Below are 21,861 nucleotides of genomic sequence, written 5' to 3'. Positions count from 1 at the left end.
CCAAATTAGTTAGTGAGGAGTGCAAAAGATGCCAGAAGTTCTTTTCAAAGTTGACCTGACTAAACCGATGACAGAACAGGAAGTAGTCGGTCATAATCGTTGGCATCCCGATATACCAGCCATTGCTTCTGTCAATCCGGGAGATATATTTAGGATTGAGTGCAAAGATTGGACGGACGGACAAATTAAAAATAACGATAGTCCTGACGATATTCGCGACGTAGATTTAACAGTAGTTCATGTTCTCAGTGGACCTATTCATGTTAATGGTGCGGAGCCAGGAGATATCTTAGTAGTAGATCTCTTAGATATTGGCGCTTTACAAGGAGATGAATGGGGTTTCACGGGAATTTTTGCGCGAGACAATGGCGGTGGTTTTCTAACAGATCATTTCCCGAAAGCAGCGAAAGCAATTTGGGATTTACAAGGCATTTATACCAGTTCTCGCCATATCCCAGGAGTGCGTTTTGCGGGGATTACTCACCCTGGTTTAATCGGTTGTGCGCCTTCAGCAGAATTATTATCTATGTGGAACAAACGGGAAGCAGAATTAGTTAAAAAAGGAGGTCCAGCCTGGAAACCAGAAATTCCTCCTTTAGCCGCTTTGCCTAATCCAGAAAATGCGATTTTAGGTTCTTTAAAAGGGGCAGAATTTAAGCGAGTTGCGGCGGAAGCGGCGAGGACAGTTCCACCTCGCGAACATGGCGGAAACTGCGATATTAAGAACCTTTCCAAAGGTTCGCGGATTTATTTTCCGGTCTATGTTGATGGGGCAAAACTATCAATGGGAGATATTCATTTTTCCCAAGGAGACGGCGAAATTTCTTTCTGCGGTGCGATCGAAATGTCTGGTTATATCGATTTGCACGTCGATATAATTAAAGGTGGTGTCGAAAAATATGGTTTAATTAACCCAATTTTTAAACCGGGTCCTGTTGAACCTCGCTACTCAGAATATTTGGTCTTTGAAGGAATTTCTGTTGACGAATTTAGCGGCGAGCAATATTATTTAGATGCTCATGTTGCTTATCGTCGGGCTTGTTTAAATGCGATTGAATATTTGAAGAAGTTTGGATTTACTGGCGAACAAGCTTATCTATTAATTAGTTCTGCGCCAGTGGAAGGTCGAATTAGCGGTATAGTTGACATACCCAATGCTTGTTGTACTTTAGCTATTCCGACGGAAATTTTCGAGAAAAGTATTTTACCAACTTAAACCACAGATAAACACGGATGAACACGGATATCTTATCTGCGTTTATCTGTGTTTATCTGTGGTTATCAACAAAAATTGGAGTAAAAAATTATGCCTTTATACGAATTTCGTTGCGAAAGTTGCGGGAATTTTGAAGTTTGGCGATCGCTAGCTGAATATGACAATCCTACTTATTGTCCCACCTGCGAAGCTGCTGCCAAGCGGATTTTTTCGCCACCAAATATAAATTTAAATTCTGGTGGTGTAAAACGTAGGGAAATCAAGGAACCAGAACTAATTAAACGTGAGGTTAAAGCTAAAAAAACTAGCTATAAAAGTCAAGCTTGCGGACGACCTTGGATGATTAGTCATTGAATCACCAGCGCATTCTAGTAAAATAGTATTTTCCCCAACAAATTTCTAGGATGCTAACAAGCGCAATCTTAATTTTACTACTAGGCTATTTTAGCGGTCAGTTGGTGCGCCGTTTCGGTGCGCCACCCTTGATTGGGATGATTTTAGCTGGTATTCTCTTAGGACGAGAAGTTGGAGATTTACTCGCTTCCCAAGTTTATGAATTAGCTGATGATTTGCGTACCTTTGCGGTAATGGTAATCTTGATGCGGGCTGGTTTGGGCTTGGATCGCGAAAAGCTAGTTCAGCAGGGAAGTGTGGCGATTCGCTTAGGTTTGCTTCCGGCAATGACTGAAGCTGTGGTTGTGGCGATCGCGGCTATCTTCCTCTTCAATTTTGATTTTCTCACAGGTTTGCTCCTTGGTTGCGTCGTGGGTGCAGAATCTCCTGCGGTTATCGTCCCCGGAATGTTGCGTCTGAAAAGTTTAGGTTGGGGTGTAACTAAAGGAATTCCTGATGTTATTCTCACCGGAAGTGCTTTATCTGATGTCTTAATTCTGCTACTTTTTAGTTTATTACTCAATTTTTTATCTCAGTCAAATTTTGACAGCAACGCCTTACAATTATTACCAATTCAAGTAGCAATTCAAATAATTTTTGGGATCATAATTGGTTATTTAGCCGCCCGTTTACTTGACTGGCTTTTGCAGCAAAAAACTTGGGCGCAAAATGTAGTCCAAGAAGTTTTAATTGCTGCTTGTTTAGCCTTGTTTCTCGTTATTTTTGCCGAAATTTTACCTTACTTTTCTGGCTATTTAGCAACAATGGCGCTAGGATTTTTTCTCATAGAATTAGATGCGCCTTTAGCCCGCAGATTACGCTTGGGCTTCAACACTCTCTGGGTAATTGCGGAAATTGTTTTGTTTGTTTTACTCGGCGCAAGTGTACAACTAAAAGTCTTAGAAAATGTGCTATTACCAGGCTTATTGCTGTTGACAATTGGCTTAATTTGTGGTAGAAGTATTGGCTGGTATCTCTCCACATTAGGAAGTAATTGGAATTGGCGAGAACGACTATTTTTACTACCAGGAAATTCCGCCAAAGCCACAGTACAAGCGGCAATTGGGGCAATTCCCTTAAGTTTAGGAATCGCAGGAGGAGAGATAATTTTAGCGATCGCCGCCCTTTCTATTTTAACCACAGCCCCGTTAGGTGCTTGGGCAATTCCCACTTTTGCACCCAAATTATTAGCCAAAGGTGAAGTCGATCCCACCAAAGTTACTGTCACAGCCCGAACATTATTACTAACTGCCGTCGATACTTCTCCTTTAGCTGAAAAAGTATTAAAAAAAGCAGCAGATTTAGCTCGAAAAAGTAATGGTGAAGCAATAATTTTACACGTAATTAGTAGCAGTAACGACTTAGAAATTGAGCAACTAAAAAAACAAACCAAGCGCTTACTTGCCGACATTCACCATCAATTTATTACCGTCAATGGTTCCGTTGCCGAAACAATTGTCAGCACCGCCGAAGAATATCAAGTCACCGATATAATTATGGGCAAACGCGGACATCAACCGTGGGAAAAGGTGTTAGTTGGTTCGGTTTCCCAAGCAGTTTTAGAAACAAGTTCAATTCCCGTAATTTTAGTTGAAAATAAAGTTTGTTCAGTGAATTAAATTGTTTTTAGGTAGAAAAGATTATATTTTTGCTATAATTATAGTCAAAGAAACTTTCAATATACTATGGCAGAAATATCTATTTACTTATCAGATGAATTGCTAGAGTATCTCGATAAAAAAGTCGAAAATCCAAGTGCGCTAATTGAAAAACTCCTGAAACAATGGCAAAAGCAGCAAGAAGATGCCAAACTTGCAGAAGCTTGTGCGCTAGTTGATGAACTTGAATTAGGATGGGAAAGTGAATGGGAGAAAGCGGCAATTACCGATTGGGAAGCATCTGGGTGGTAAATTTTGACCCATCTATAGCTAGTGAAATTCGCAAAACTCGTCCAGCTTTAGTTATTTCTGGTACTGTATTTAATACTCAACGCACGAAGGTAACAGTATTGCCTTTTACGTCTGTAAAAGTTAGCGATCGCCGCCTGTCACCTGCGGTAGTCAAAGTACCCTCATCAACGCAAAATAATTTGTCCGTTGATAGTTTATTAGTATGCGTGGAACCGATGACTTTTGATAAAGTGCGTTTAGTGAAATATTTAGGTGAACTTGAATCCGAATTATTACAGCAAGTTCAAAATATTTTACGTCAATACTTAAGCTTGGAATAGAGAAATATTCTAAACAGCCAAAAATCTTTGAATTACTTCTTGAGATAATTCGCTAGTATCGCCAGAAGCAACAATTCCACCTTTTTGCATTGCGTAATATTTATCAGCTTGGCGGACAAAATGTAGGTGTTGTTCGACTAATAAAACCGAAATTCCGGTAGCCGCAATAATTCGCTTCACAGCCGCTTCAATTTCGAGAATAATTGAAGGTTGAATCCCCTCGGTAGGTTCATCAAGCAGAAGTAATTGCGGTTTTCCCATCAAAGCCCGCGCGATCGCCAATTGTTGTTGTTGTCCCCCACTCAAATCGCCTCCCATGCGAGATAACATCGTTTTCAATACCGGAAACAACTCAAAAATCTCATCAGGAATTTCTGATTTCACGCGATCGCGTCTCGCTTCTAAACCCAGCAATAAATTCTCCTTCACCGTCACACGCGGAATAATATCTCGTCCTTGGGGTACATAACCAATACCCAATCTCGCACGGCGATCGGGCGATAAACTATTAATAGGAATACCTGCAAAATCAATAATTCCAATTCGCGGTTTGAGCAACCCAATAATACTTTTCAACAAAGTAGTTTTCCCCACACCATTGCGTCCAATTAAGCAAACCATTTTTCCTTTTGGAACGCTTAAATCAACATCTCGCAAAATGTGACTCTCGCCATAATAAACATTTAAGCCACTAATTTGTAACATTAAATCCGTTGCTGCTGGTGAGGTTAATTCACTTACTGAAGTCATAATTTATTCCTTTGAAAACTGCAAAATTTAGTTAAAAATACTCTGTTTCTCGTACTAATTAGTTATGACCATCTTCTGGTGACTCTCCCAAATAAACTTCAATCACACGAGGATCGTTTTGTACCTCATCCATATTTCCTTCGCACAAAACCGAACCCTGATGCAAAACCGTAACTTTTCGCGCAATTTGCCGCACAAATTCCATATCATGTTCGATTACAATAATTGAATGACTTTCCGCCAAAGCTAACAGCAAATTACCGACATTTTCAGTTTCTTCGTCAGTCAAACCAGCCACAGGTTCATCTACTAATAATAAATCCGGCGATTGCGCGACTAACATTCCAATTTCTAAACGTTGCTTTTCACCATGAGACAAATATTGTGCTTTAATCTCCGCTTTTGTTTCTAAACCAATTGTTTCTAATAAACCTGCTACACTACGCTTTTCCGCAGCAGCAGCGCTACCAAATAAAGTTTGGAAAACATTTTTTTGGCGATTAGAAATCAAATCCAAATTTTCTCTTACTGTCAGATTAAGATAAACTCGCGGTGTTTGAAATTTACGCCCAATTCCCAAACGAGCAATTTTGTGTTCTGATAAACGGCGTAAATTTTGCCCTTTAAATAATACTTGTCCTTCGGTTGGCTGTACTTTTCCTGTAATGATGTCTAAAAAGGTAGTTTTTCCTGCACCATTTGGACCGATAACTACTCGTAATTCGCCAGTATCCATACTGAAGTTAAGGTTATTTATCGCTTTGAAACCGTCAAAACTGACAGTTACATTTTCGGTTTTGAGAATTTGTTCGCCCATTTTTTTTAATCTTAGTAATACTTAGTTCGTAGTGAGCGCTTTAGCGCCTCTTTTCCGGGCTTTAGCCCTGACTACAAACTTTGAGTTCGTAGTGAGCGCTTTAGCGCTACTTTTTCGGGCTTTAGCCCTAACTACAAACTTTGAGTTCGTAGTGAGCGCTTTAGCGCTACTTTTTCGGGCTTTAGCCCTAACTACAAACTTTGAGTTCGTAGTGAGCGCTTTAGCGCCTCTTTTCCGGGCTTTAGCCCTAACTACAAACTTTGAGTTCGTAGTGAGCGCTTTAGCGCTACTTTTTCGGGCTTTAGCCCTAACTACAAACTAATTTATTAGGAACCAATTTCTTCTCTTTCTCGCTGTACTTCCGGGTTTTCCTCAATACTAGGATAAGTAATAAGTCTTTTCTCCATTCCCAGTAACGATCGCATTTTCCCCCAACCTATTTCACGCAACCAGCCAACGATTCCCTCTGGAAGCACTGTCACGACAATTAAAAATAGCGCACCTTGGAAAAATAACCAAACTTCGGGAAATTGTTCGCTTAACAAAGTCCGGGCAAAATTAACTAATACCGCTCCTAAAATTGCTCCTACTAACGTTGCTCTGCCTCCTACAGCCACCCAAATCACCATTTCGATTGAAAAAGCCACTTCCATTGCATTCGGCGTAATAATGCCCGTTTGCACCGTATAAAGCGCCCCCGAAATTCCGGCGATCGCGCCCGAAATTGCAAATACTAATACTTTGAATCCCGTGGGATCGTAACCGGAAAAACGCACCCTGGTTTCATCATCACGAATTGCCACTAATAAACGCCCAAAACGTCCGCTTGTCAACCAACGACAAAGGGCATAAACTGCAATTAATGACAAAATCGTCACTTCATAAAAAGCTATTTGCGCCCCATCGGAACCTGCAAGCACGCCAAAAATAGTTTCGGTATCAGTTTTCAGACCATTTGTGCCATTAATTAACTTCTGTTGTCCGTTAAAGAAATTAAAGAAAACTAATAAAGCCGCTTGGGTTAAAATCGAAAAATAAACCCCTTTAATGCGATTACGAAATACCAAATAACCTAGCAATCCGGCGACAATTCCCGGAATAACAATCAGGGCAATTAAAGTAAAGGGAAACGAGTAAAAAGGTTGCCAAAACCCAGGCAATTCATTAACACCATAAAGCGTAAAAAATTCCGGCAGTTGTCCTTCAGGTTGCAAATTAATGTGCATTGCCAAAGCATAACCACCTAGGGCAAAAAAGATTCCATGTCCTAAACTTAATAAGCCCGTATAACCCCAAATTAAATCAATTCCGAGAGCAACAATTGCTAAAGCTAAAAATCTACCCAACAATTTGAGGCGAAAAGCTGGCAGCAATGCTGGCATTAATAAAGCTAGCAAAAGCGCGATCGCTGCAACTATTGCCGCTTCTACCAGTAGATTTTGTTTCTTTTTATACTTCATAAATTTTCAACCTAAGCATCCGCCATGCGTCCTTTCTGAGGGAAAATTCCCGCAGGTCGGAACTGTAAAAAGGCGATAATTAAAGCAAATACCATAACCTTTGCCATACTTGCTGTAGCAAAAAATTCAAAAAACCCAACCAACGGCTGAAGAGATGCTACTGGTGCGAGTAATAACGCGATCGTTCCCGAACCAATTAAATAACTAATTGTCCCGATCGCTAAAGCTGCTAAAATTGTCCCCAGCAAATTCCCTACACCACCGACAACCACTACCATAAACGTATCGACAATGTAATTTTGTCCGGTATTCGGTCCAACAGAACCCAAAAAACTAATCGCACAACCAGCAATTCCTGCTAACCCAGAACCGAGTGCAAATGTTAGCGCATCTACCTTTTCTGTGGGAATTCCCAAACAAGCACTCATGCTGCGATTTTGAGTTACCGCGCGAATTCGCAAACCCCAATTAGAACGATTTAAAAACCAATAAACTCCCAATAAACAAAGAATTGTCAAAATTATAATTAACAAGCGAGTATAAGCTAATTGAAAACCCGCGATCGGCAATCCACCGCGCAGCCATTCCGGGGCAGTAACGTCAACATTTCTCGCACTAAACCAAGGTCTTGTTAAAACTTCATTATCAGTTTTGCCAATTAAAAACCCGCTTAAAATACCAATTCCCAGCGAGTAAATCAACATAATTACACTTGCCCATTTTTTAATTCTTTGCCAATCTGAGTAACGGCGTAAAGCCCAGAGAGAACCAAAAAATAACAGACAAAATACACCAATCCCAATAATCATCACCCAATTAACACTACGAACAAATTGCCGCAAAATCAAACTTACGCCCCAAGTCGCTAACAAAGTTTCCAAAGGTCGTCCGTAGAGAAAGCGAATTACACCTTTTTCTAAAGCTAAACCTACTAAAGCCGCGACTAAAAAAGCAACAGGAATAGCAAAGAAAATATAAAGACTAAACCAGGGTTCGCCGAAACCTTTGAACGCATTTTGGACAACAAAAGTTGCGTATGCTCCTAGCATCATTAACTCACCGTGAGCGAGATTAATTACACCCATCAAACCAAAAACAATAGCCAGTCCCAAAGCGGCAATTAGCAGCACTGAACCGATACTAAGACCATTAACAATAGATTCGAGTAATAGTGACACGATTAACTTGTAAAAAACTATGAGTAAGATTTGAGGGTGAGCATTGCCCACCCTGATTTTTAACTTTCTTCAACCTTGTATTTACCACCCTTATTCGGGTCAGTCCAGTCACAGGCATAGCCTTTTGTTTCTGGCACGTATTGATTCCAAGGAATTGGATCTATCGGACCATCAGTAGCCCAAACAATATCAAATAAACCATCATCACGAACTTGACCAATTCTGACAGTTTGAGAAATATGATGGTTCGGTTGCATTGTTACTGTACCTTGGGGAGCATCAAAACTTTGACCAATAGCTGCTTGACGTACCTTATTTAAGTCATCAGCCGTTCCCGCTTTTTCTACCGCCTGCTTCCACAAATAAATCATGTTGTAAGCAGATTCCATCGGGTCGTTAGTTACCCGATCTTCGCCGTACTTAGCTTTAAAATTCTGGACAAATTCTTCGTTTTTGGGAGTATCAATCGTTTGGAAATAATTCCAAGCTGCATAGTGATCTTTCAGGTATTCGACACCAATTTGCTTAACTTCTTCTTCGGCGATACTAACTGACATTACAGGATATTTGTCAGGTCCGAGTCCCGCACCTTGCATTTGTTTAAAGAAAGCAACGTTGCTGTCGCCGTTGAGGGTATTAAAGATTACACCGCCATCAGGTAAAGCTGTTTTAATTTTGGTGATAATTGCCGTAACTTCGGTATTACCAAGTGGCAAGTAATCTTCGCCGACAATTTCGCCACCTTCAGCCTTGACTTGTTCTTTAATAATTGTGTTAGCTGTGCGAGGGAAAACGTAGTCCGAACCGACTAAAAAGAACTGGGTGCCTTTATTTTCCATCAACCACGTAACCGCAGGCTCAATTTGTTGGTTTGGTGCTGCGCCAGTGTAGAAAATATTTTTAGAACATTCTTGACCTTCGTATTGGACGGGATACCAAAGCAAGTGATCTTTGGATTCAAATACAGGTAGAACTGCTTTTCTACTCGCTGAAGTCCAACAACCGAAAACAGTAACGACGTTATCTTGGTCGATCAGTTTGGTTGCTTTTTCTGCAAATGTGGGCCAATCTGAAGCGCCATCTTCGACAACCATCTCGATTTGCTTACCGAGTACACCGCCAGCTTCGTTAATTTGCTCGATCGCTAATTTTTCGGCATCGACTACGGTGGTTTCGCTGATTGCCATTGTCCCACTTAGGGAGTGCAAAATACCTACTTTGATCGTGTCTCCGCTACTAGCTGCTGTGGGGCCTTCTTCATCTTGACCTGCTGCGGTCGGTTCTGTGGTTTCGCTATCCGAACAAGCTTTCAGTAACAGGCTAGTTCCAAAGGCTGCGGAACCGTAAATTAAAAATTTCCGTCTGCCTAATTGTCCTGGCATAGTAATTTTTTATATACCTCCCTTACATAGCTGAATCTGCCCTACGTGAGATTCAGACAGTCAAAGAGAGATGTTATATCGATAGTCTCAAGGAAATTGTGTTTTTCGATACACAATGGTTACTGAGAGCTAAGTTCCTAGATGAAGTTTTATAAAGTCTCGGACGATCGCTAATCCTTGTTGAGTTTTCAAATTAGTGAACACAAAGGGTTTGTCTGGGCGCATTTTTTTGGCATCTCGTTCCATAATGCTTAAATCTGCGCCGACGAGAGGGGCGAGGTCAATTTTATTGATTACCAGTAAGTCGGATTTGGTAATCCCTGGACCGCCTTTGCGGGGGATTTTATCGCCTGCGGCGACATCGATGACATAAATGGTTAAATCGACTAATTCGGGCGAAAATGTGGCTGCGAGGTTGTCTCCACCGCTTTCGAGGAAGACTAAATCTAAGTTTTGGAAACGCTTTTCCAGTTGCGCGATCGCCACAAGATTCATGGAAGCATCTTCGCGGATTGCCGTGTGGGGACAACCTCCCGTTTCTACTCCCAGAATGCGATCGCCTGACAAAGCTTCGGATCTCACTAAAAATTGCGCGTCTTCCTGAGTATATATATCGTTCGTGACTACCGCAATTTGATACTCATCGCGCAAACTTTTACATAATGCGTCTAATAGCGCCGTTTTCCCCGATCCCACAGGTCCAGCTATACCCACTCGTAACTTACTCATAATCTCATCTTGGTTGCTTAGAAACATAATCGCCCAGGCGATCGCTCCGATCTCATTAAGAAATATTACAAGTTTGGAACTCCCGCCAAAAATCTCTCGCTGGGAGGAGAACAGTATGTAGAAGCACTCAATTGCAGTGAGGTAACTTTCGATGAAAACACAACCAGTTAGCAATTTCTTAGCTAGTTTGATAGTTAGTTTAGGGCTGAGTAACTTTCCCCTCCTAGCCCCAAATACACTTGCTTTTGTCGTTCCCTCTCAATCGGAAAACCAAACCAATCTCCAACTAGCCCAAGTCAACTATTCCCGATGTACTAGCGGACCCAACCGTGGTAGTTATTGCTTTCGACGTGGTAACAGAGGTCCATTAATTTACGAATTAATCGAAGACTTACGACGTGCCGGTTATTACAACGTCGGTAACGATAGTTATTATGGTCCTGTCGCAGAAAGAGCAGTACGTGATTTTCAACGAGATGTTGGCTTAACTCCCGATGGAATTGCCGGTCCGCAAACGAGAAATTTACTCAAAGATTCTCGGTATTGGAGAGATCGCGACGGTCAAGTTTAGGACGTAGACTAAAGGCATTATCGTAATCTAATCTGTATGAATTGAGCGACATTCTAACTCTGGCTGACCACTTAAGCGTAAAGAGGATAGCGCTGGGGGTATAAAATCAGTTAGACTATTAAACAGAATTCGAGTTTATGAACTTACAGTTTGAGTGGGATGACCAAAAAGCTTCACTAAACTTCAAAAAGCACGGTATTGACTTTGAAGAAGCCAAAACTGTTTTTAAAGATCCCCTAGCCTATATCTTTGATGATGAGTGGCATTCTGTCGGCGAAAAACGAGAAATTATTATTGGACATGATGACAAAAATCACCTTGTCTTAGTTTGCTATACCGAAAAAAACCAAATAATTCGTATTATCAGCGCACGTTTGGCAACCAAAAAAGAACGTCAAGATTATGAAAAATACAGGCAATTTTGATCCTAACAAAAATTCTGAAGACGAATTACTTCCTGAATATAATTTTGATTATACTAAAGCTCGTCCCAACCGTTTTGTTATTTCTAAAGATGAAAATTCTGTAACTGTTACATTACAAGCCGATGTTGCTGAAGTTTTCAAGACTTCTGAAGAAGTAAACAAAGCACTTCGAGCTATTCTATCGGCTATTCCTAAAAAATGAATCGATGAGAGCTTAGGGCGAATTAAACTAATTTCCCCCAGAGTGACAGAAGAGAGATAATTTAATGAAGAATTAGTACAAAGAGAAAATATAACTCATGCGGGGTTGGAAAGTTATCGAAAGAAAAATTGAACAGAGTGTATCATTAGCTCAAGCCCATATCATCATAGAGGATGCAGGTTTTACTGAGTATTTTACAAATTCTGAACATACTATCTTTAAGCGAGCCGGAAAACAGTTAGCAATCGATGGAAAAAACTTCTCGCTTGAAGTTACACTCGCCAAGATGAATGTCGGACTTTTTTTTAGAATTAGATATGATACTTTTGTTTTGTTTGACACTGGCGATCTCGAAAAGCTTGCAGATGAACTCGTAGCCAAACTTAAAGTCTAGTGTTTTCCAAGCATGGTAAACCTTTGATTTACTCAGTTTTCAGTTCTCTGCTGCACTGGAATCATAACTTCAGTGAACTGTGACAGCACCATATCCACTGATACTGATGATACTGATAATTTCACCTGTAGATGCAATCTGCTCTGGGGATAGGTACTGCGATCGCTCCGGGATCATTCTTCTTCGCTTGCTCTTAATTCCTCTGTGATTACAGTTTGACTACTTTTACCCGAAGGAATTCCTCGGACTTTCAAAACATCAGTTAACGTAGGACAATAACTAGGCAAACCGAATGTAGTTGGATGTACGGGATGGCGATAAGTAAAATGACGATAACGGAAACAAAAGCGATCCCAGGCTGCCATTTGGATATTAAACACCGCAATTAAGAAATTTGCCAACCAATCAGTTAAAGGAATGCGGAAGTATATCTTTTTGCCAAAATAAGCACAAAGTTCTTCGATTGCTTCGTTAACTGTAATTGAGGGATTACCTAAAATAACTTTAGTAATTTCCCGGACGTTTTCTTTTTCGTCGAGGAAATCTTTTGCTTCTGGATGTTCGATTAAATGAACGACTACTTTCGCAATATCCCTAGCATGGATAAAGTGGAAACTTCCCTCAGCTTTGAACCAGCGAATTAAGTTAATCCACTTTACCACTCCTGGCAAACCAGAAGAAAGATGAGAATAAGGTTTATTCTCGTCTCCACCGAAAACTAAAGTTGGAAAAAGGGCGGTAATTTTCGGTGCAAGTTGCAGTCGAGACAAACGACAAAAACAGTCATATTTAGAACGAATGTAGTCTGTCCCTAACTGCTTTGCTTCAGTTAATAAACGATTATCTCGATCCAAAATTGAAGCTGTAGAGAAATAAATCGCTTGTTCGCAAATCAAAGGATCGAGTAACTCTAGTAAGCGTACAGTTTTCGCAACATTAATATCAAAAACTTCCGCCGAACCACCCCAAGCGGTTGCTGCTAGAATCGCCACGTTAATTGTTTTCAGCAAATCGTTAAAACGGTCGATCGCCCGCAGATCTGCTTCTAAAATTGTTACACCTGGACGTGCTTCATAGTCAAACTTCAAGCGATCGCGATTCCTCACCAACAAGAATAACTCGTGTTCGGTTTCTTGAACGATCGCTTCGGCGATGTAATGACCAATACAGCCAGTAGCACCTGTCAATAAAATCCGCTTGGGGGTCATGGGATTTTCGCTTTGAGAGTTTTGCTTTTGGATCTTGCTTGAACGGAAAAGGTTCCCTTTAGTCACCTATTTTAGGCGCTAAAAGCCAGGAGTTTATCCGCTTGTTTGGCGGTTTCAAAGAAGAAAGCCACATTTTCTTCAGGTGTTCCCGGTAACACGCCATGACCGAGGTTCAGGATATGACCGCGAGATCCGGCTTTACGAATGGTATCAATAATTCGCTCCCGGATAAATTCCTTTGAGCCAAATAATACGCCAGGGTCGATATTTCCTTGTACTTTCATATCTTTACCGAGACGCTCTCTGGCTTCTGCCATATCTACTGTCCAGTCTACACTGACAAAATCAACTCCCGATCTACCCATTCTTTCTAACACGCCTGCACTACCACTAATGTAGAGAATTAAGGGTGTATCTGGGTGAGTTTCCTTTACCTTCTTGACAACTTGCAGTTGATATGGTAAAGCAAAAATTTCGTAATCTTGAGGACAAAGTTGACCAGCCCAAGAGTCAAACATTTGCACGATCTGCGCTCCGCAGTCAATTTGGTAGCAAACGTAAGTAGCGATCGCCTCAGCCAATTTCCCTAAAAACTGATGCAGCATTTTCGGCTCAGAAAACGCCATACTCTTAATAATCGCGTAATTTTTCGAGCTTTTACCTTCGATCGCGTAAGCTGCTAATGTCCAAGGTGCGCCGACAAAACCTAATACCGCCGCTTGGTTGCCAACTTCCTCGCGCAAAGCCGTTAAAATTTTCTTAATAAACGGTAGAGACTCGTCTGGCTCTAGAGGATGCAATTGGTCAATTTGTTCCTGACTCCGGATTGGCGGTTGAATCATCGGTCCCTTACTTTCGACGATATCAAAAGGAATACCGATTCCTGGTAAAGGAGTCAAAATATCAGAAAACATAATCACCCCATCCGGTTGAAACGCCTTCCAGGGTTGCAAGGAAATTTCGATCGCAATCTCAGCATTTTCCGATCGCTCGCGGAAACTGGGATATTTCTCGCGCAAATCGCGATAAACCTGCATATAACGACCCGCTTGTCGCATCATCCACACTGGAGGACGCTCTAACTCCTCATTACGAGCCGCACGTAAGAGATATGGTATCTGGGTTGTCCCAGTCATATGAACTTCACCTTGTTATAGAGAGATTTTTAAGTGCATTTGCTAGCTTATCATTGCTTAATTGCTCTTTGTAGATTGTGGTTATTTATTCGTAATGCTTTCCTGAGACTGAAAAGCTAAAATACCTTGAGATCCATCCAAAGTAACAAATTGTCCCACTGGAAGAGCCGCATTTGCGCCCTCATGACCGAAAGCCAAATCTGAGACAATGGGAATATTAAGATCGATGAGGCGATCGCTTAACACTTCTTCTACAGTCCAACTGGGTATTCCTTCGGGAGCGCAACACCGACTAAAACGTCCCAAAGCAATACCTTTTACCCCCGCAAACGCCCCAGACATCCGCCACTGAGTTAACATTCGGTCAATGCGATAAGGAGCCTCTGTCACGTCTTCTAAAGCCAGAATAACGCCTTCCAGGTTAGGTTGAAGAGGTGTATTTAACAAATGAGTCGCTACAGTTAAATTAGCTGGTAACAAGATCCCAGTCGCTACATCACCACCCCAACCATTACCAGTCAAAGGAGCCACTGAACGACCTTCTACGCAGTCAAACAGTCGTTCAATTGACCATTGAGGCTCCCTACTCAAAGTAGTTAAAACCGGCGCGTGTAAGCTAGAAATACCCGCTTTCGCTAAACTCCACAGCAATGCTGTGACATCAGAAAAGCCGATTAGCCATTTGGTGATTGGGGACTGGGGACTGGGGACTGGTGACTGGGGACTGGTGACTGGGGACTGGGGACTGGGGACTGGTGACTGGGGACTGGTGACTGGGGACTGGGGACTGGGGACTGGTGATTGGTGACTGGGGACTGGGGACTGGTGATTGGTGATTGGTGATTGGTGATTGGGGTTTGTAGAGACGTTGCATGCAACCTCTCTACTTCCTTGTCCGCAAATTCCTTCACTCTCAACATCCCAACGCCAATTTTCCAGCAACCTCGTGCTACCATAACCACCTCTAGCACAAAGAATACCTTTACATTCCGGGTCAAACCAAGCCTCAGCTAACGCTTCACGGCGTTGGCTATCTTTTCCTGCCAAATAGCCGCAACGTGCATCCCAATGACTAGCGTATTCGATTTGGTAGCCGCGATCGCGCCAAATTTTTACTCCCTTCTCAAACGCTTCCAACTCGCGCAAAGTTCCGCTAGGAGTAATAACTCGTAACCTATCTCCTGGTTTTAGCGGTGGTGGTAACTGACATTTATTTGTCGGTTTTCCTGTCATTAAATTTCCTCAACTGTGAGCAAAATTTAGGATAGCAGTTGAAACCACAGATCAACGCAGATGAACACAGATATTGATTTTTGTCAATCATTTCTGAACGTATTTATCTTGAAAAATTAACTCTAAACGTCGTTGAGATGCAGCTAAAGCTTCTGCGGGGCTTTCTTTCCCTAGAAGAGAAGCTTCAATTGCACGTCCGAAGTTTTCTGAGAGACGAGTATAACCGGGAATGATAGGACGCGATCGCGCCCAGTCCATTTGCTGCAAAAATACATTTAGCATGGGATTTTCTTGCACAAATTTTTGATATTCTGCACTTTTTTGGGCTTTTTTATTAATCGGTAAATATCCTGTCCCCAAAGCCCAAGCTGTTTGAAATTCTTCACTCAAAACATAGGACAAAAACTCAATTGCTGCTTGTTCTCTTTCCGGAGTAGTTTTAAAGACAAATAAGTTTTCTCCACCCACAACTGCGGCACGTTCTTTTTTGGCAGGAATAGGAAAAACACCATAATCTATATTAGTTTGCTGTAATTGTCCTAAAGTCCAAGGTCCTGTTACTTGCATGGCTGCTTTTCCCGTAAGGAAATTATCCATTTCATAACCTCTTTCTGGTGCAGATAAAATTGCTAAATTATCTCCTACTAAATCTGCCCCAAATTGTAAGGCAGAAATGGTACCTTCATTAACTAAATTCGGCTGATTTCCGGAAGTTAATTCGCCACCCGCACTAAAGACAAAGGGTAGCCACGCAAACACAGTCCATTCTCCTTTTCCTAAAGATAAAAATAATCCATATTGGTCGATTAAACCATCTTTATCGAAATCCTGAGTTAATTTTTCTGCTACTTTCCGTAATTCTGCCCAAGTTTGCGGCAACTCAGTAATTCCTGCTTTCTCAAACAAAGAAGGACGATAAAATATTGCTGCATTATTAGTAGCTAAAGGAATCGACCACAAATGATCGTTCAATTCCATAGATTCAAACAAAACTGGGTCAATTTCAGCTTTTAGAGGAGAATTATTTAGCCAATCATCAAGGGGTTTGATCGCCTGTAATTCTACTAGTTGACCTGTTAATTGCGGTGTAAACCAAAGAATGTCCGGTGGCACATTTCCTACTACTGCTGTGAGAATTTTCGGTAATTGTCCATCTGGTTGTCCGATATATAATGCTTCTAATTCTATGTGGGGATGATTTTGATTAAACTTAGCAACTAATTCATTAAAAACATCTCTATTTGCAGGTGGATTTATTCCATGCCACATGGTAATCTTAATTATATCGCTGTCAGTTCGAGAATTAGTCTGACAGCCAGTTGAAAACAGCAAAGTTAAGCTGAGAAAAATTGCTAGCAAGCGGGATAATAGTGAATTCATAAATTTTAAATGTTGATTTCAGGCGACTATTTTATATTTTATCTTAGCGTTCATGTACAGTTTTTAGTCAATCAGTTATCTAGCGGATAAAATTTCCGCACTACCAAAATGCTTTAAGATTATTGTAATGCGCGTATCGCTTCGATTTTCATCGCTTGTTTCGATCGTGGCTAGTTATCAAGACATGAATTTTATATTAGTTCTTTGCTAAAGCTAAAAAAAGATATTTCGTTCAAAAATACAATTTTAACTACAAACTAATATAAATTTGGTTTTGATTATAACTTCATATCTACCAAGTCTAAACTGTAACTTTTCTTGATTAAAAACGAGTAGCGACTACAACAATTTTGCCTTTACTGACAATAAGTTTTCTATCTTAGGAGGAGATTTGTGATTTTTTTAATTATCTGGTGTAGAGACGTTGCATTTTAGTCTCTCTAAATTTTACGAATGATTTACCATTGCTATAGTTGGCAAAATGCCACACTTCAAAAAGACTTTAATGTTTCTAGGTTAGCTGGCTGGTTTTCAATTGTGATTAATTATGAGGATTTGGGATAAGTTCAATTGAGTTTTTTGCTAAAATTTCATCCCTAAAAAATATATCTATCTTAGGAGATAAAACAATAACCGAATTAATCTGTCTCTAGATCCATTAAAATTTCACTAGAGAAGCGCGAGAATGCAAAAGTCACTAAAAAAAGTGATTTTTGTATTCTCCATTACAAACATTTCGCGCTTAATATGATTAAGAAAATTTTCCGTTTCGTTTTACCAATCTGCCTAATTTGCTTATTATTTGTGGGAGTAGGCGTACCTTCAGCTTCAGCAAATCCTAACATGAGCGGCTCTCAAGCTCTCATTGCTTTAGAAAATACTTTTGAAGGGATTGGTGATAAAATTCAAGGTAAGACTAACGAAGCCGCAGGTAAAGCCCAGAGAAACTTCGGCACAACTTCCAATCAAGTTGAAGGTGCATTAAGAGAAGCTAAAGGTAAAGCGCAACAAGCTGCTGGTGAAGCGAAAATTAATTTCGATCGCACTGGGGACAAGATTGAAAATTCTCTCGATCGCGCCGAAGATCGCGCTGAAAATACTGGCGAAAACTTAGTCGAAAAAGTTAAAGATTTCTTCGATTAAATCTTTCAATTCAGCATATCTCACTTCCTGAGATAAATTAAATCTAGATAGCCCCAGATTATCATTCTGTGGGCTAACTTTGCCTAACTTGATTAAACCAGATTTCAAAGCGATCGCCTAACGCGGCTAAAGAATATTCTGCCTCAGCTTGCTGACGACAAGCATAGCGATCGATTTCATTTATACGCTGAATTGCCTCTACTAGCCCCGTGACGCTGCCCGGTTCAACCAAAAAGCCTGTTTTGCCATCGCGAACGATTTCGGCAGGTCCACCGAGACGATAGGCAATAACCGGAACTCCGCAAGCAAAAGCTTCAATGACGACATTACCAAAAGCTTCTACCCAACGAGGAGTCATCAACATCGCCCGACATTGACCTAATTCCCGTTGTAACTCTACAGTAGACAAAAATCCGCCATATTCTACAGGTGCATCAGGATAATCTTGACAAATTTGCTGCCAGTAATCTCGATCCTGCATTTTGCCAAAAATCCGTAGCGGAATTCCAGTAATTTTCGCGGCTGCAACCGCATCTTCAAGGGCTTTCTCTGGTGCAATTCTACCCAACCAAGCCAAAGATTCTCCTGGTTGGGGACAAAATTGATACAAATCCAAATCGATGCCACTGCCTAAAATATGACAAGACTCAGCAAAAGGAAAAGTAGCCGCTTGAGAGAGAGTATAAACCGCGATCGCCTCGGGAAATTTCTGCGCCACATCTGTCATAATTCGATCCAGCGCCACACTCATTGAACCCATACTGATAAAATGAGCGATCGGACAGCGAAAAAATGGTGTTAGGTAAAAGGGCAACCAATCGTAAGCAAAATTAACAATTAAATCGTAATTTGTCTGTTCCTGGCGAACATACTCGCACATATTCGCCAATACTGAATTATCCGGCAAACAAATCGGAAGATCTCGTCCTTGACTTTGCGCTGGAACTTGCAAATTTCCGGCAATTCCCACAATCCTAATATCGCCCAAAACTGAACCCACAGGCGCAACCACTTGCACTTCATGTCCGCGTTTTCGCATTTCTTGAGCAACATTTTGCAGTGTTAATTCTACACCACCACCTTGTCCCGAACCGAGACAACCTACAGGTGTTGATAAAAATAGTAGTTTCATTAGTTAGTATTTGGGAATTGGTGACTGGGGACTGGGGACTGGTGACTGGGGACTGGGGACTGGTGACTGGGGACTGGGGACTGGGGACTGGGGACTGGGGACTGGTGACTGGTGACTGGGGACTGGTGACTGGGTTCAGTGAACAGTTATCAGTTATCAGTTATCAGTTTATACTCCTTGTCTCCCTAATCCCTAATCCCTAATCCCTAATCCCTAATCCCTAATCCCCAATCCCCAATCCCCAATCCCTAATCCCTAATCCCTAATCCCTAATCCCTAATTATTAGGCGGATTTTGTCCCATTGACAAGCGATCTAAATTAGAATCAGAAGCAGGCATTTGAAGCTGATTCAGCCGAGAAAGCGCCCATTCTGCCGTTTCTTGAACTTCTGGATCGGGATCGTCAGCAGCATTGCACAACATACGACTAACTTGAGAAATTAACTCGTAAACTCTGGTTAAATCGCGAATCGCGTTTTTCCGTACTTCTGGGTTATCGTCTTGCAGGGAAATAGCTAAAGCCCGATTCAGGGGTTTGAGAGTACGGTTGCTAATTTGGGCGATCGCTTCCAAAATTAAACTACGTTCTTGGGAATCACAGTCAATCATTAACTCAACTAAAGGCTGCATTGCGCGAGAATCGGCACGTTGGGCTAATTCCCAAATTGCTTTACGTCGCTTGTTAGGATCTGGTTGACGCAAGTCTTTAATCAACTCGTCAATAATATCAATTTTGGCGAGACGAGAAGTTTTGCGGATTTCCGGAAGAGAGTTTTCAAGATTATTTGACTCGCTTTTACCATCTTCGGAAGTAGAAACTGCTAAATTAGCGCCATTGTGGTAATTTTTGTCTAAATCTAAGCGATCTTCATTAGTTACTTGTTCTTCCTCTAATTGGTTGGTTAATTCGGGATCGTCAGTAAACTCGTCAGTTAAATTATCTTCGGGTAAAACGGATCTAAGATTTCGCCTTGCTTTCTTCTTACCCTTGAACATTCCCAGTAAAAATACTATACCTACTCCTAAGCTAGCGACGATCGCAAAAAATACGCCGAATAAAAATAAGGTTCGTTTGCTAAATAAAGGTTTTTCTTCTTCAACGGGAGAAGTATCTGATTCTGCTGGGGTAGGAGTTGATTTTACTTCAACTGCGTCTAACTTTTGCCAAGTACCTGAGCCGACAATACCATCAGCAGCTAAAGCTTGGCTTCGTTGAAATTCTTCTACAGCTAACCTGGTACTTTCGTTGTATACACCATCAATTTCGCCCTCGAAGTAACCTAACTGTTTGAGTTTAGTTTGCAGTTGTTCGACTTCTGCACCCTGACTGCCGGGAATCAGGGTAGGCTTAGGAGTAGTAGCGTTGTCTTCTAACTGAGCAATTTCGTAATCTCCTGGGTACGAGAGAGAAAATGCTAACCGAGTAGATAAATTTTCTGTGACAGTTAGACAAGTAAAGCAGGCAGCTAGAAACAGAGGTAAGCGATCGCGCATCATAAACTTATTCAGGGCTGATAACTTGGCAGCCAGTGTGACGCAAAGTTTTGGTTAGATCGGTAATTTTTTCTCGGCTGAGTTGAGCCTTTTTTCCGACTAACCCACTCTTGTTATAAATCGTAACGGCATCAAAGGCAGATGCAAGCCCTGATTTTTTTTCACTGTTTCTAGCTTAGCGACTATTGCGATCGAAACGTAAGTTTCCTTAACTGATACTTCTGCTGGTGGAGTCGGTAATTTTCAGAGATACTTGTTTGGCGATCGCCGAGCGATCGGTTTTTTGGCTGTTACTGGTTTCGGCGTTTTCTTCCCTAACTTCCTTGTGCCACCATTGTCCGATTCTTTCGCGCTGATTAATCAAAAGTATACTTACCAGAGTTAGGCATACTCCGACCCATTGAATTTCACTGAGGACTTCTGCTAAAAATAAATTGCCGAAAATTAGCGCAAAAACTGGTGTGAGGAAGGTTAGAGAAGTAAAGCTAGTGAGATTACCTGACGAAGCAATGTAGAAAAATAAGCCATAGGCGATCGCGCTACCAAATACTGTGGCGTAAGTCAGTCCTAACCAACCATTCAAATCCAGATTTGCCCATTGGTTTGATTCTCCTATACCAGAAAATATGAATAAAGGCAACCCCCCAACGATCATGTGCCAGCCTGTGGCTGTCACGGGATCGGCATAACGAGTCACAAACCGAATCATAATTGTTCCCACTGCCATTGACAGCGATGCTAGCAGCATTAACCACTCGCCGTTACTAAACAAGGCTTCCCAGTTAAAAGAGATGTTGAGAAAGTCACCTTGAAGCAGATTAACGATCCAGCGATCGGGGAAACCAATTAAACTAATTCCCAAAACTCCTGTCAGTAAACCGATTCCGCCCCAGATTCCGATAATTTCGCCAAATAGCCAACTGGAGAGAATAGCGATCGCGATCGGTTGGGAGTCAATCATCACCGAACCTAAACCAGCCCCGGTTCTCACTAAACCCTCAGCGAGAAATCCTTGGAACATTACCCCGTCTACCAAGGCAAATAAACTAATCCACAACCATGCTTTCCAGCCTTGAGGCTGAGGACGACCGAGAATCATTCCCACAGCTAATACTAACAATCCGGCTGGCAGCAAGCGTATTCCTGCCATAAATAAGGGTGTCGTGTTCGGAATCACTCCTTTCATCGCTACCATTGCCGTTCCCCAAAGGAAAAAAGGCGTAATTAGTATCAACGGATACAGATACTTTTTAAATTTTGTTATATTTGATTCCATCAAGATTATGTGTATCTAAAATCTAGTTAAGTAAATCTTGTTGCTGTTTTCTTTACTTAACTTAATTTTAATCAATTGTGTATTTTTGTAAACAGATCTGGCGATCGCTTGA

At 41.4% G+C, this 21,861-nt stretch carries 23 protein-coding genes; 10 read left to right on the top strand and 13 right to left on the bottom strand.

Annotated features, from left to right (window positions below):
* Positions 1-28 precede the first annotated feature (28 nt).
* The 5 genes from fmdA to G3T18_RS23115 all read left to right on the top strand — a co-directional run bounded on the left by fmdA (position 29) and on the right by G3T18_RS23115 (position 3,839).
* Positions 29-1,216, top strand: a complete 1,188-nt coding sequence (gene fmdA, locus G3T18_RS23135; protein ID WP_224412956.1) for a formamidase — start codon at positions 29-31, stop codon at positions 1,214-1,216.
* 90 nt (positions 1,217-1,306) lie between these two features.
* A complete protein-coding gene (locus tag G3T18_RS23130; protein ID WP_224412955.1) occupies positions 1,307-1,570 on the top strand; it encodes an FmdB family zinc ribbon protein in 264 nt (87 codons plus the stop codon).
* Between the two features lie 50 nt (positions 1,571-1,620).
* Positions 1,621-3,228: a cation:proton antiporter gene (locus tag G3T18_RS23125; RefSeq protein ID WP_224412954.1), complete on the top strand. Its 1,608-nt coding sequence runs from the start codon at positions 1,621-1,623 to the stop codon at positions 3,226-3,228.
* 66 nt (positions 3,229-3,294) lie between these two features.
* Entirely contained in the window at positions 3,295-3,519 is a 225-nt protein-coding gene (locus G3T18_RS23120; protein WP_224412953.1) for a hypothetical protein, read from the top strand.
* Positions 3,513-3,839, top strand: a complete 327-nt coding sequence (locus tag G3T18_RS23115) for a type II toxin-antitoxin system PemK/MazF family toxin (protein WP_318014026.1) — start codon at positions 3,513-3,515, stop codon at positions 3,837-3,839. The genes G3T18_RS23120 and G3T18_RS23115 overlap by 7 nt, the downstream gene beginning before the upstream one ends.
* Positions 3,840-3,848: 9 nt before the next feature.
* Here the strand turns inward: G3T18_RS23115 and urtE are convergent, their stop codons facing one another.
* From urtE to ureG, 6 genes are all read right to left on the bottom strand, one after another.
* On the bottom strand, positions 3,849-4,544 hold the full coding sequence (gene urtE / locus G3T18_RS23110; protein WP_224413065.1) for an urea ABC transporter ATP-binding subunit UrtE: 696 nt from the start codon (positions 4,542-4,544) through the stop codon (positions 3,849-3,851).
* 103 nt (positions 4,545-4,647) lie between these two features.
* Complete coding sequence (gene urtD / locus G3T18_RS23105; protein ID WP_224412951.1) at positions 4,648-5,406, bottom strand: urea ABC transporter ATP-binding protein UrtD; 759 nt, start codon at positions 5,404-5,406, stop codon at positions 4,648-4,650.
* Positions 5,407-5,732: 326 nt separating this feature from the next.
* Entirely contained in the window at positions 5,733-6,866 is a 1,134-nt protein-coding gene (gene urtC, locus G3T18_RS23100; RefSeq protein ID WP_224412950.1) for an urea ABC transporter permease subunit UrtC, read from the bottom strand.
* An 11-nt stretch (positions 6,867-6,877) separates the two neighbouring features.
* Positions 6,878-8,044 carry an ABC transporter permease subunit gene (locus tag G3T18_RS23095; RefSeq protein WP_318014025.1) on the bottom strand — a complete coding sequence of 389 codons (1,167 nt, stop codon included), beginning with the start codon at positions 8,042-8,044 and terminating at the stop codon, positions 6,878-6,880.
* Positions 8,045-8,103: 59 nt separating this feature from the next.
* Complete coding sequence (gene urtA / locus G3T18_RS23090) at positions 8,104-9,426, bottom strand: urea ABC transporter substrate-binding protein (protein WP_224412949.1); 1,323 nt, start codon at positions 9,424-9,426, stop codon at positions 8,104-8,106.
* 129 nt (positions 9,427-9,555) lie between these two features.
* Positions 9,556-10,155 carry an urease accessory protein UreG gene (gene ureG, locus G3T18_RS23085; RefSeq protein ID WP_224413063.1) on the bottom strand — a complete coding sequence of 200 codons (600 nt, stop codon included), beginning with the start codon at positions 10,153-10,155 and terminating at the stop codon, positions 9,556-9,558.
* A 151-nt stretch (positions 10,156-10,306) separates the two neighbouring features.
* On the opposite strand from ureG, the gene G3T18_RS23080 reads away from it, so the two are divergent.
* The 4 genes from G3T18_RS23080 to G3T18_RS23065 all read left to right on the top strand — a co-directional run bounded on the left by G3T18_RS23080 (position 10,307) and on the right by G3T18_RS23065 (position 11,747).
* Complete coding sequence (locus G3T18_RS23080; protein ID WP_224412948.1) at positions 10,307-10,726, top strand: peptidoglycan-binding domain-containing protein; 420 nt, start codon at positions 10,307-10,309, stop codon at positions 10,724-10,726.
* A 137-nt stretch (positions 10,727-10,863) separates the two neighbouring features.
* Entirely contained in the window at positions 10,864-11,151 is a 288-nt protein-coding gene (locus tag G3T18_RS23075) for a BrnT family toxin (protein WP_224412947.1), read from the top strand.
* Positions 11,129-11,353 carry a hypothetical protein gene (locus G3T18_RS23070; protein ID WP_224412946.1) on the top strand — a complete coding sequence of 75 codons (225 nt, stop codon included), beginning with the start codon at positions 11,129-11,131 and terminating at the stop codon, positions 11,351-11,353. The genes G3T18_RS23075 and G3T18_RS23070 overlap by 23 nt, the downstream gene beginning before the upstream one ends.
* A gap of 97 nt (positions 11,354-11,450) precedes the next feature.
* Positions 11,451-11,747, top strand: coding sequence for a hypothetical protein (locus tag G3T18_RS23065; RefSeq protein ID WP_224412945.1), 297 nt, complete (start codon positions 11,451-11,453; stop codon positions 11,745-11,747).
* Positions 11,748-11,920: 173 nt separating this feature from the next.
* On the opposite strand, the gene G3T18_RS23060 is transcribed toward G3T18_RS23065, so the two are convergent.
* The 4 genes from G3T18_RS23060 to G3T18_RS23045 all read right to left on the bottom strand — a co-directional run bounded on the left by G3T18_RS23060 (position 11,921) and on the right by G3T18_RS23045 (position 16,704).
* Entirely contained in the window at positions 11,921-12,955 is a 1,035-nt protein-coding gene (locus G3T18_RS23060) for an NAD-dependent epimerase/dehydratase family protein (protein ID WP_224412944.1), read from the bottom strand.
* A gap of 71 nt (positions 12,956-13,026) precedes the next feature.
* Entirely contained in the window at positions 13,027-14,091 is a 1,065-nt protein-coding gene (gene hemE / locus G3T18_RS23055; protein WP_224412943.1) for a uroporphyrinogen decarboxylase, read from the bottom strand.
* 81 nt (positions 14,092-14,172) lie between these two features.
* Positions 14,173-15,324, bottom strand: a complete 1,152-nt coding sequence (locus G3T18_RS23050) for a S66 peptidase family protein (protein ID WP_224412942.1) — start codon at positions 15,322-15,324, stop codon at positions 14,173-14,175.
* Between the two features lie 87 nt (positions 15,325-15,411).
* Complete coding sequence (locus tag G3T18_RS23045; RefSeq protein ID WP_224412941.1) at positions 15,412-16,704, bottom strand: ABC transporter substrate-binding protein; 1,293 nt, start codon at positions 16,702-16,704, stop codon at positions 15,412-15,414.
* Between the two features lie 747 nt (positions 16,705-17,451).
* Here G3T18_RS23045 and G3T18_RS23040 point away from each other — a divergent pair.
* Positions 17,452-17,847: a CsbD family protein gene (locus G3T18_RS23040; RefSeq protein WP_224412940.1), complete on the top strand. Its 396-nt coding sequence runs from the start codon at positions 17,452-17,454 to the stop codon at positions 17,845-17,847.
* Positions 17,848-17,920: 73 nt separating this feature from the next.
* On the opposite strand, the gene G3T18_RS23035 is transcribed toward G3T18_RS23040, so the two are convergent.
* The 3 genes from G3T18_RS23035 to G3T18_RS23025 all read right to left on the bottom strand — a co-directional run bounded on the left by G3T18_RS23035 (position 17,921) and on the right by G3T18_RS23025 (position 21,749).
* Positions 17,921-18,979 (bottom strand): glycosyltransferase family 4 protein, encoded by a 1,059-nt coding sequence (locus G3T18_RS23035; protein WP_224412939.1) that lies wholly within the window; start codon positions 18,977-18,979, stop codon positions 17,921-17,923.
* Between the two features lie 276 nt (positions 18,980-19,255).
* On the bottom strand, positions 19,256-20,476 hold the full coding sequence (locus G3T18_RS23030; RefSeq protein ID WP_224412938.1) for a peptidoglycan-binding protein: 1,221 nt from the start codon (positions 20,474-20,476) through the stop codon (positions 19,256-19,258).
* 205 nt (positions 20,477-20,681) lie between these two features.
* Entirely contained in the window at positions 20,682-21,749 is a 1,068-nt protein-coding gene (locus G3T18_RS23025) for a DMT family transporter (protein ID WP_224412937.1), read from the bottom strand.
* Between the last annotated feature and the right edge of the window lie 112 nt (positions 21,750-21,861).

Origin of the sequence: Oscillatoria salina IIICB1 (assembly GCF_020144665.1) — a bacterium.
Taxonomy (GTDB): Bacteria; Cyanobacteriota; Cyanobacteriia; order Cyanobacteriales; family SIO1D9; genus IIICB1.
Note: the sequence above shows the minus strand (reverse complement) of the source record. Positions and strands in the feature narration are given on the sequence as shown.

Excerpts from the sequence above, each read along its gene's own strand:
- G3T18_RS23080 (WP_224412948.1), top strand. The coding sequence starts at position 10,307 with ATGAAAACACAACCAGTTAGCAATTTCTTAGCTAGTTTGATAGTTAGT.
- urtE (WP_224413065.1), bottom strand. The coding sequence starts at position 4,544 with ATGTTACAAATTAGTGGCTTAAATGTTTATTATGGCGAGAGTCACATT.
- G3T18_RS23035 (WP_224412939.1), bottom strand. The coding sequence starts at position 18,979 with ATGAAACTACTATTTTTATCAACACCTGTAGGTTGTCTCGGTTCGGGA.
- hemE (WP_224412943.1), bottom strand. The coding sequence starts at position 14,091 with ATGACTGGGACAACCCAGATACCATATCTCTTACGTGCGGCTCGTAAT.
- G3T18_RS23075 (WP_224412947.1), top strand. The coding sequence starts at position 10,864 with ATGAACTTACAGTTTGAGTGGGATGACCAAAAAGCTTCACTAAACTTC.
- urtC (WP_224412950.1), bottom strand. The coding sequence starts at position 6,866 with ATGAAGTATAAAAAGAAACAAAATCTACTGGTAGAAGCGGCAATAGTT.
- fmdA (WP_224412956.1), top strand. The coding sequence starts at position 29 with ATGCCAGAAGTTCTTTTCAAAGTTGACCTGACTAAACCGATGACAGAA.
- G3T18_RS23045 (WP_224412941.1), bottom strand. The coding sequence starts at position 16,704 with ATGAATTCACTATTATCCCGCTTGCTAGCAATTTTTCTCAGCTTAACT.
- urtA (WP_224412949.1), bottom strand. The coding sequence starts at position 9,426 with ATGCCAGGACAATTAGGCAGACGGAAATTTTTAATTTACGGTTCCGCA.
- G3T18_RS23070 (WP_224412946.1), top strand. The coding sequence starts at position 11,129 with ATGAAAAATACAGGCAATTTTGATCCTAACAAAAATTCTGAAGACGAA.
- G3T18_RS23050 (WP_224412942.1), bottom strand. The coding sequence starts at position 15,324 with ATGACAGGAAAACCGACAAATAAATGTCAGTTACCACCACCGCTAAAA.
- urtD (WP_224412951.1), bottom strand. The coding sequence starts at position 5,406 with ATGGGCGAACAAATTCTCAAAACCGAAAATGTAACTGTCAGTTTTGAC.
- G3T18_RS23130 (WP_224412955.1), top strand. The coding sequence starts at position 1,307 with ATGCCTTTATACGAATTTCGTTGCGAAAGTTGCGGGAATTTTGAAGTT.
- G3T18_RS23040 (WP_224412940.1), top strand. The coding sequence starts at position 17,452 with ATGATTAAGAAAATTTTCCGTTTCGTTTTACCAATCTGCCTAATTTGC.
- G3T18_RS23060 (WP_224412944.1), bottom strand. The coding sequence starts at position 12,955 with ATGACCCCCAAGCGGATTTTATTGACAGGTGCTACTGGCTGTATTGGT.
- G3T18_RS23030 (WP_224412938.1), bottom strand. The coding sequence starts at position 20,476 with ATGATGCGCGATCGCTTACCTCTGTTTCTAGCTGCCTGCTTTACTTGT.
- G3T18_RS23065 (WP_224412945.1), top strand. The coding sequence starts at position 11,451 with ATGCGGGGTTGGAAAGTTATCGAAAGAAAAATTGAACAGAGTGTATCA.
- G3T18_RS23025 (WP_224412937.1), bottom strand. The coding sequence starts at position 21,749 with ATGGAATCAAATATAACAAAATTTAAAAAGTATCTGTATCCGTTGATA.
- G3T18_RS23120 (WP_224412953.1), top strand. The coding sequence starts at position 3,295 with ATGGCAGAAATATCTATTTACTTATCAGATGAATTGCTAGAGTATCTC.
- G3T18_RS23125 (WP_224412954.1), top strand. The coding sequence starts at position 1,621 with ATGCTAACAAGCGCAATCTTAATTTTACTACTAGGCTATTTTAGCGGT.
- ureG (WP_224413063.1), bottom strand. The coding sequence starts at position 10,155 with ATGAGTAAGTTACGAGTGGGTATAGCTGGACCTGTGGGATCGGGGAAA.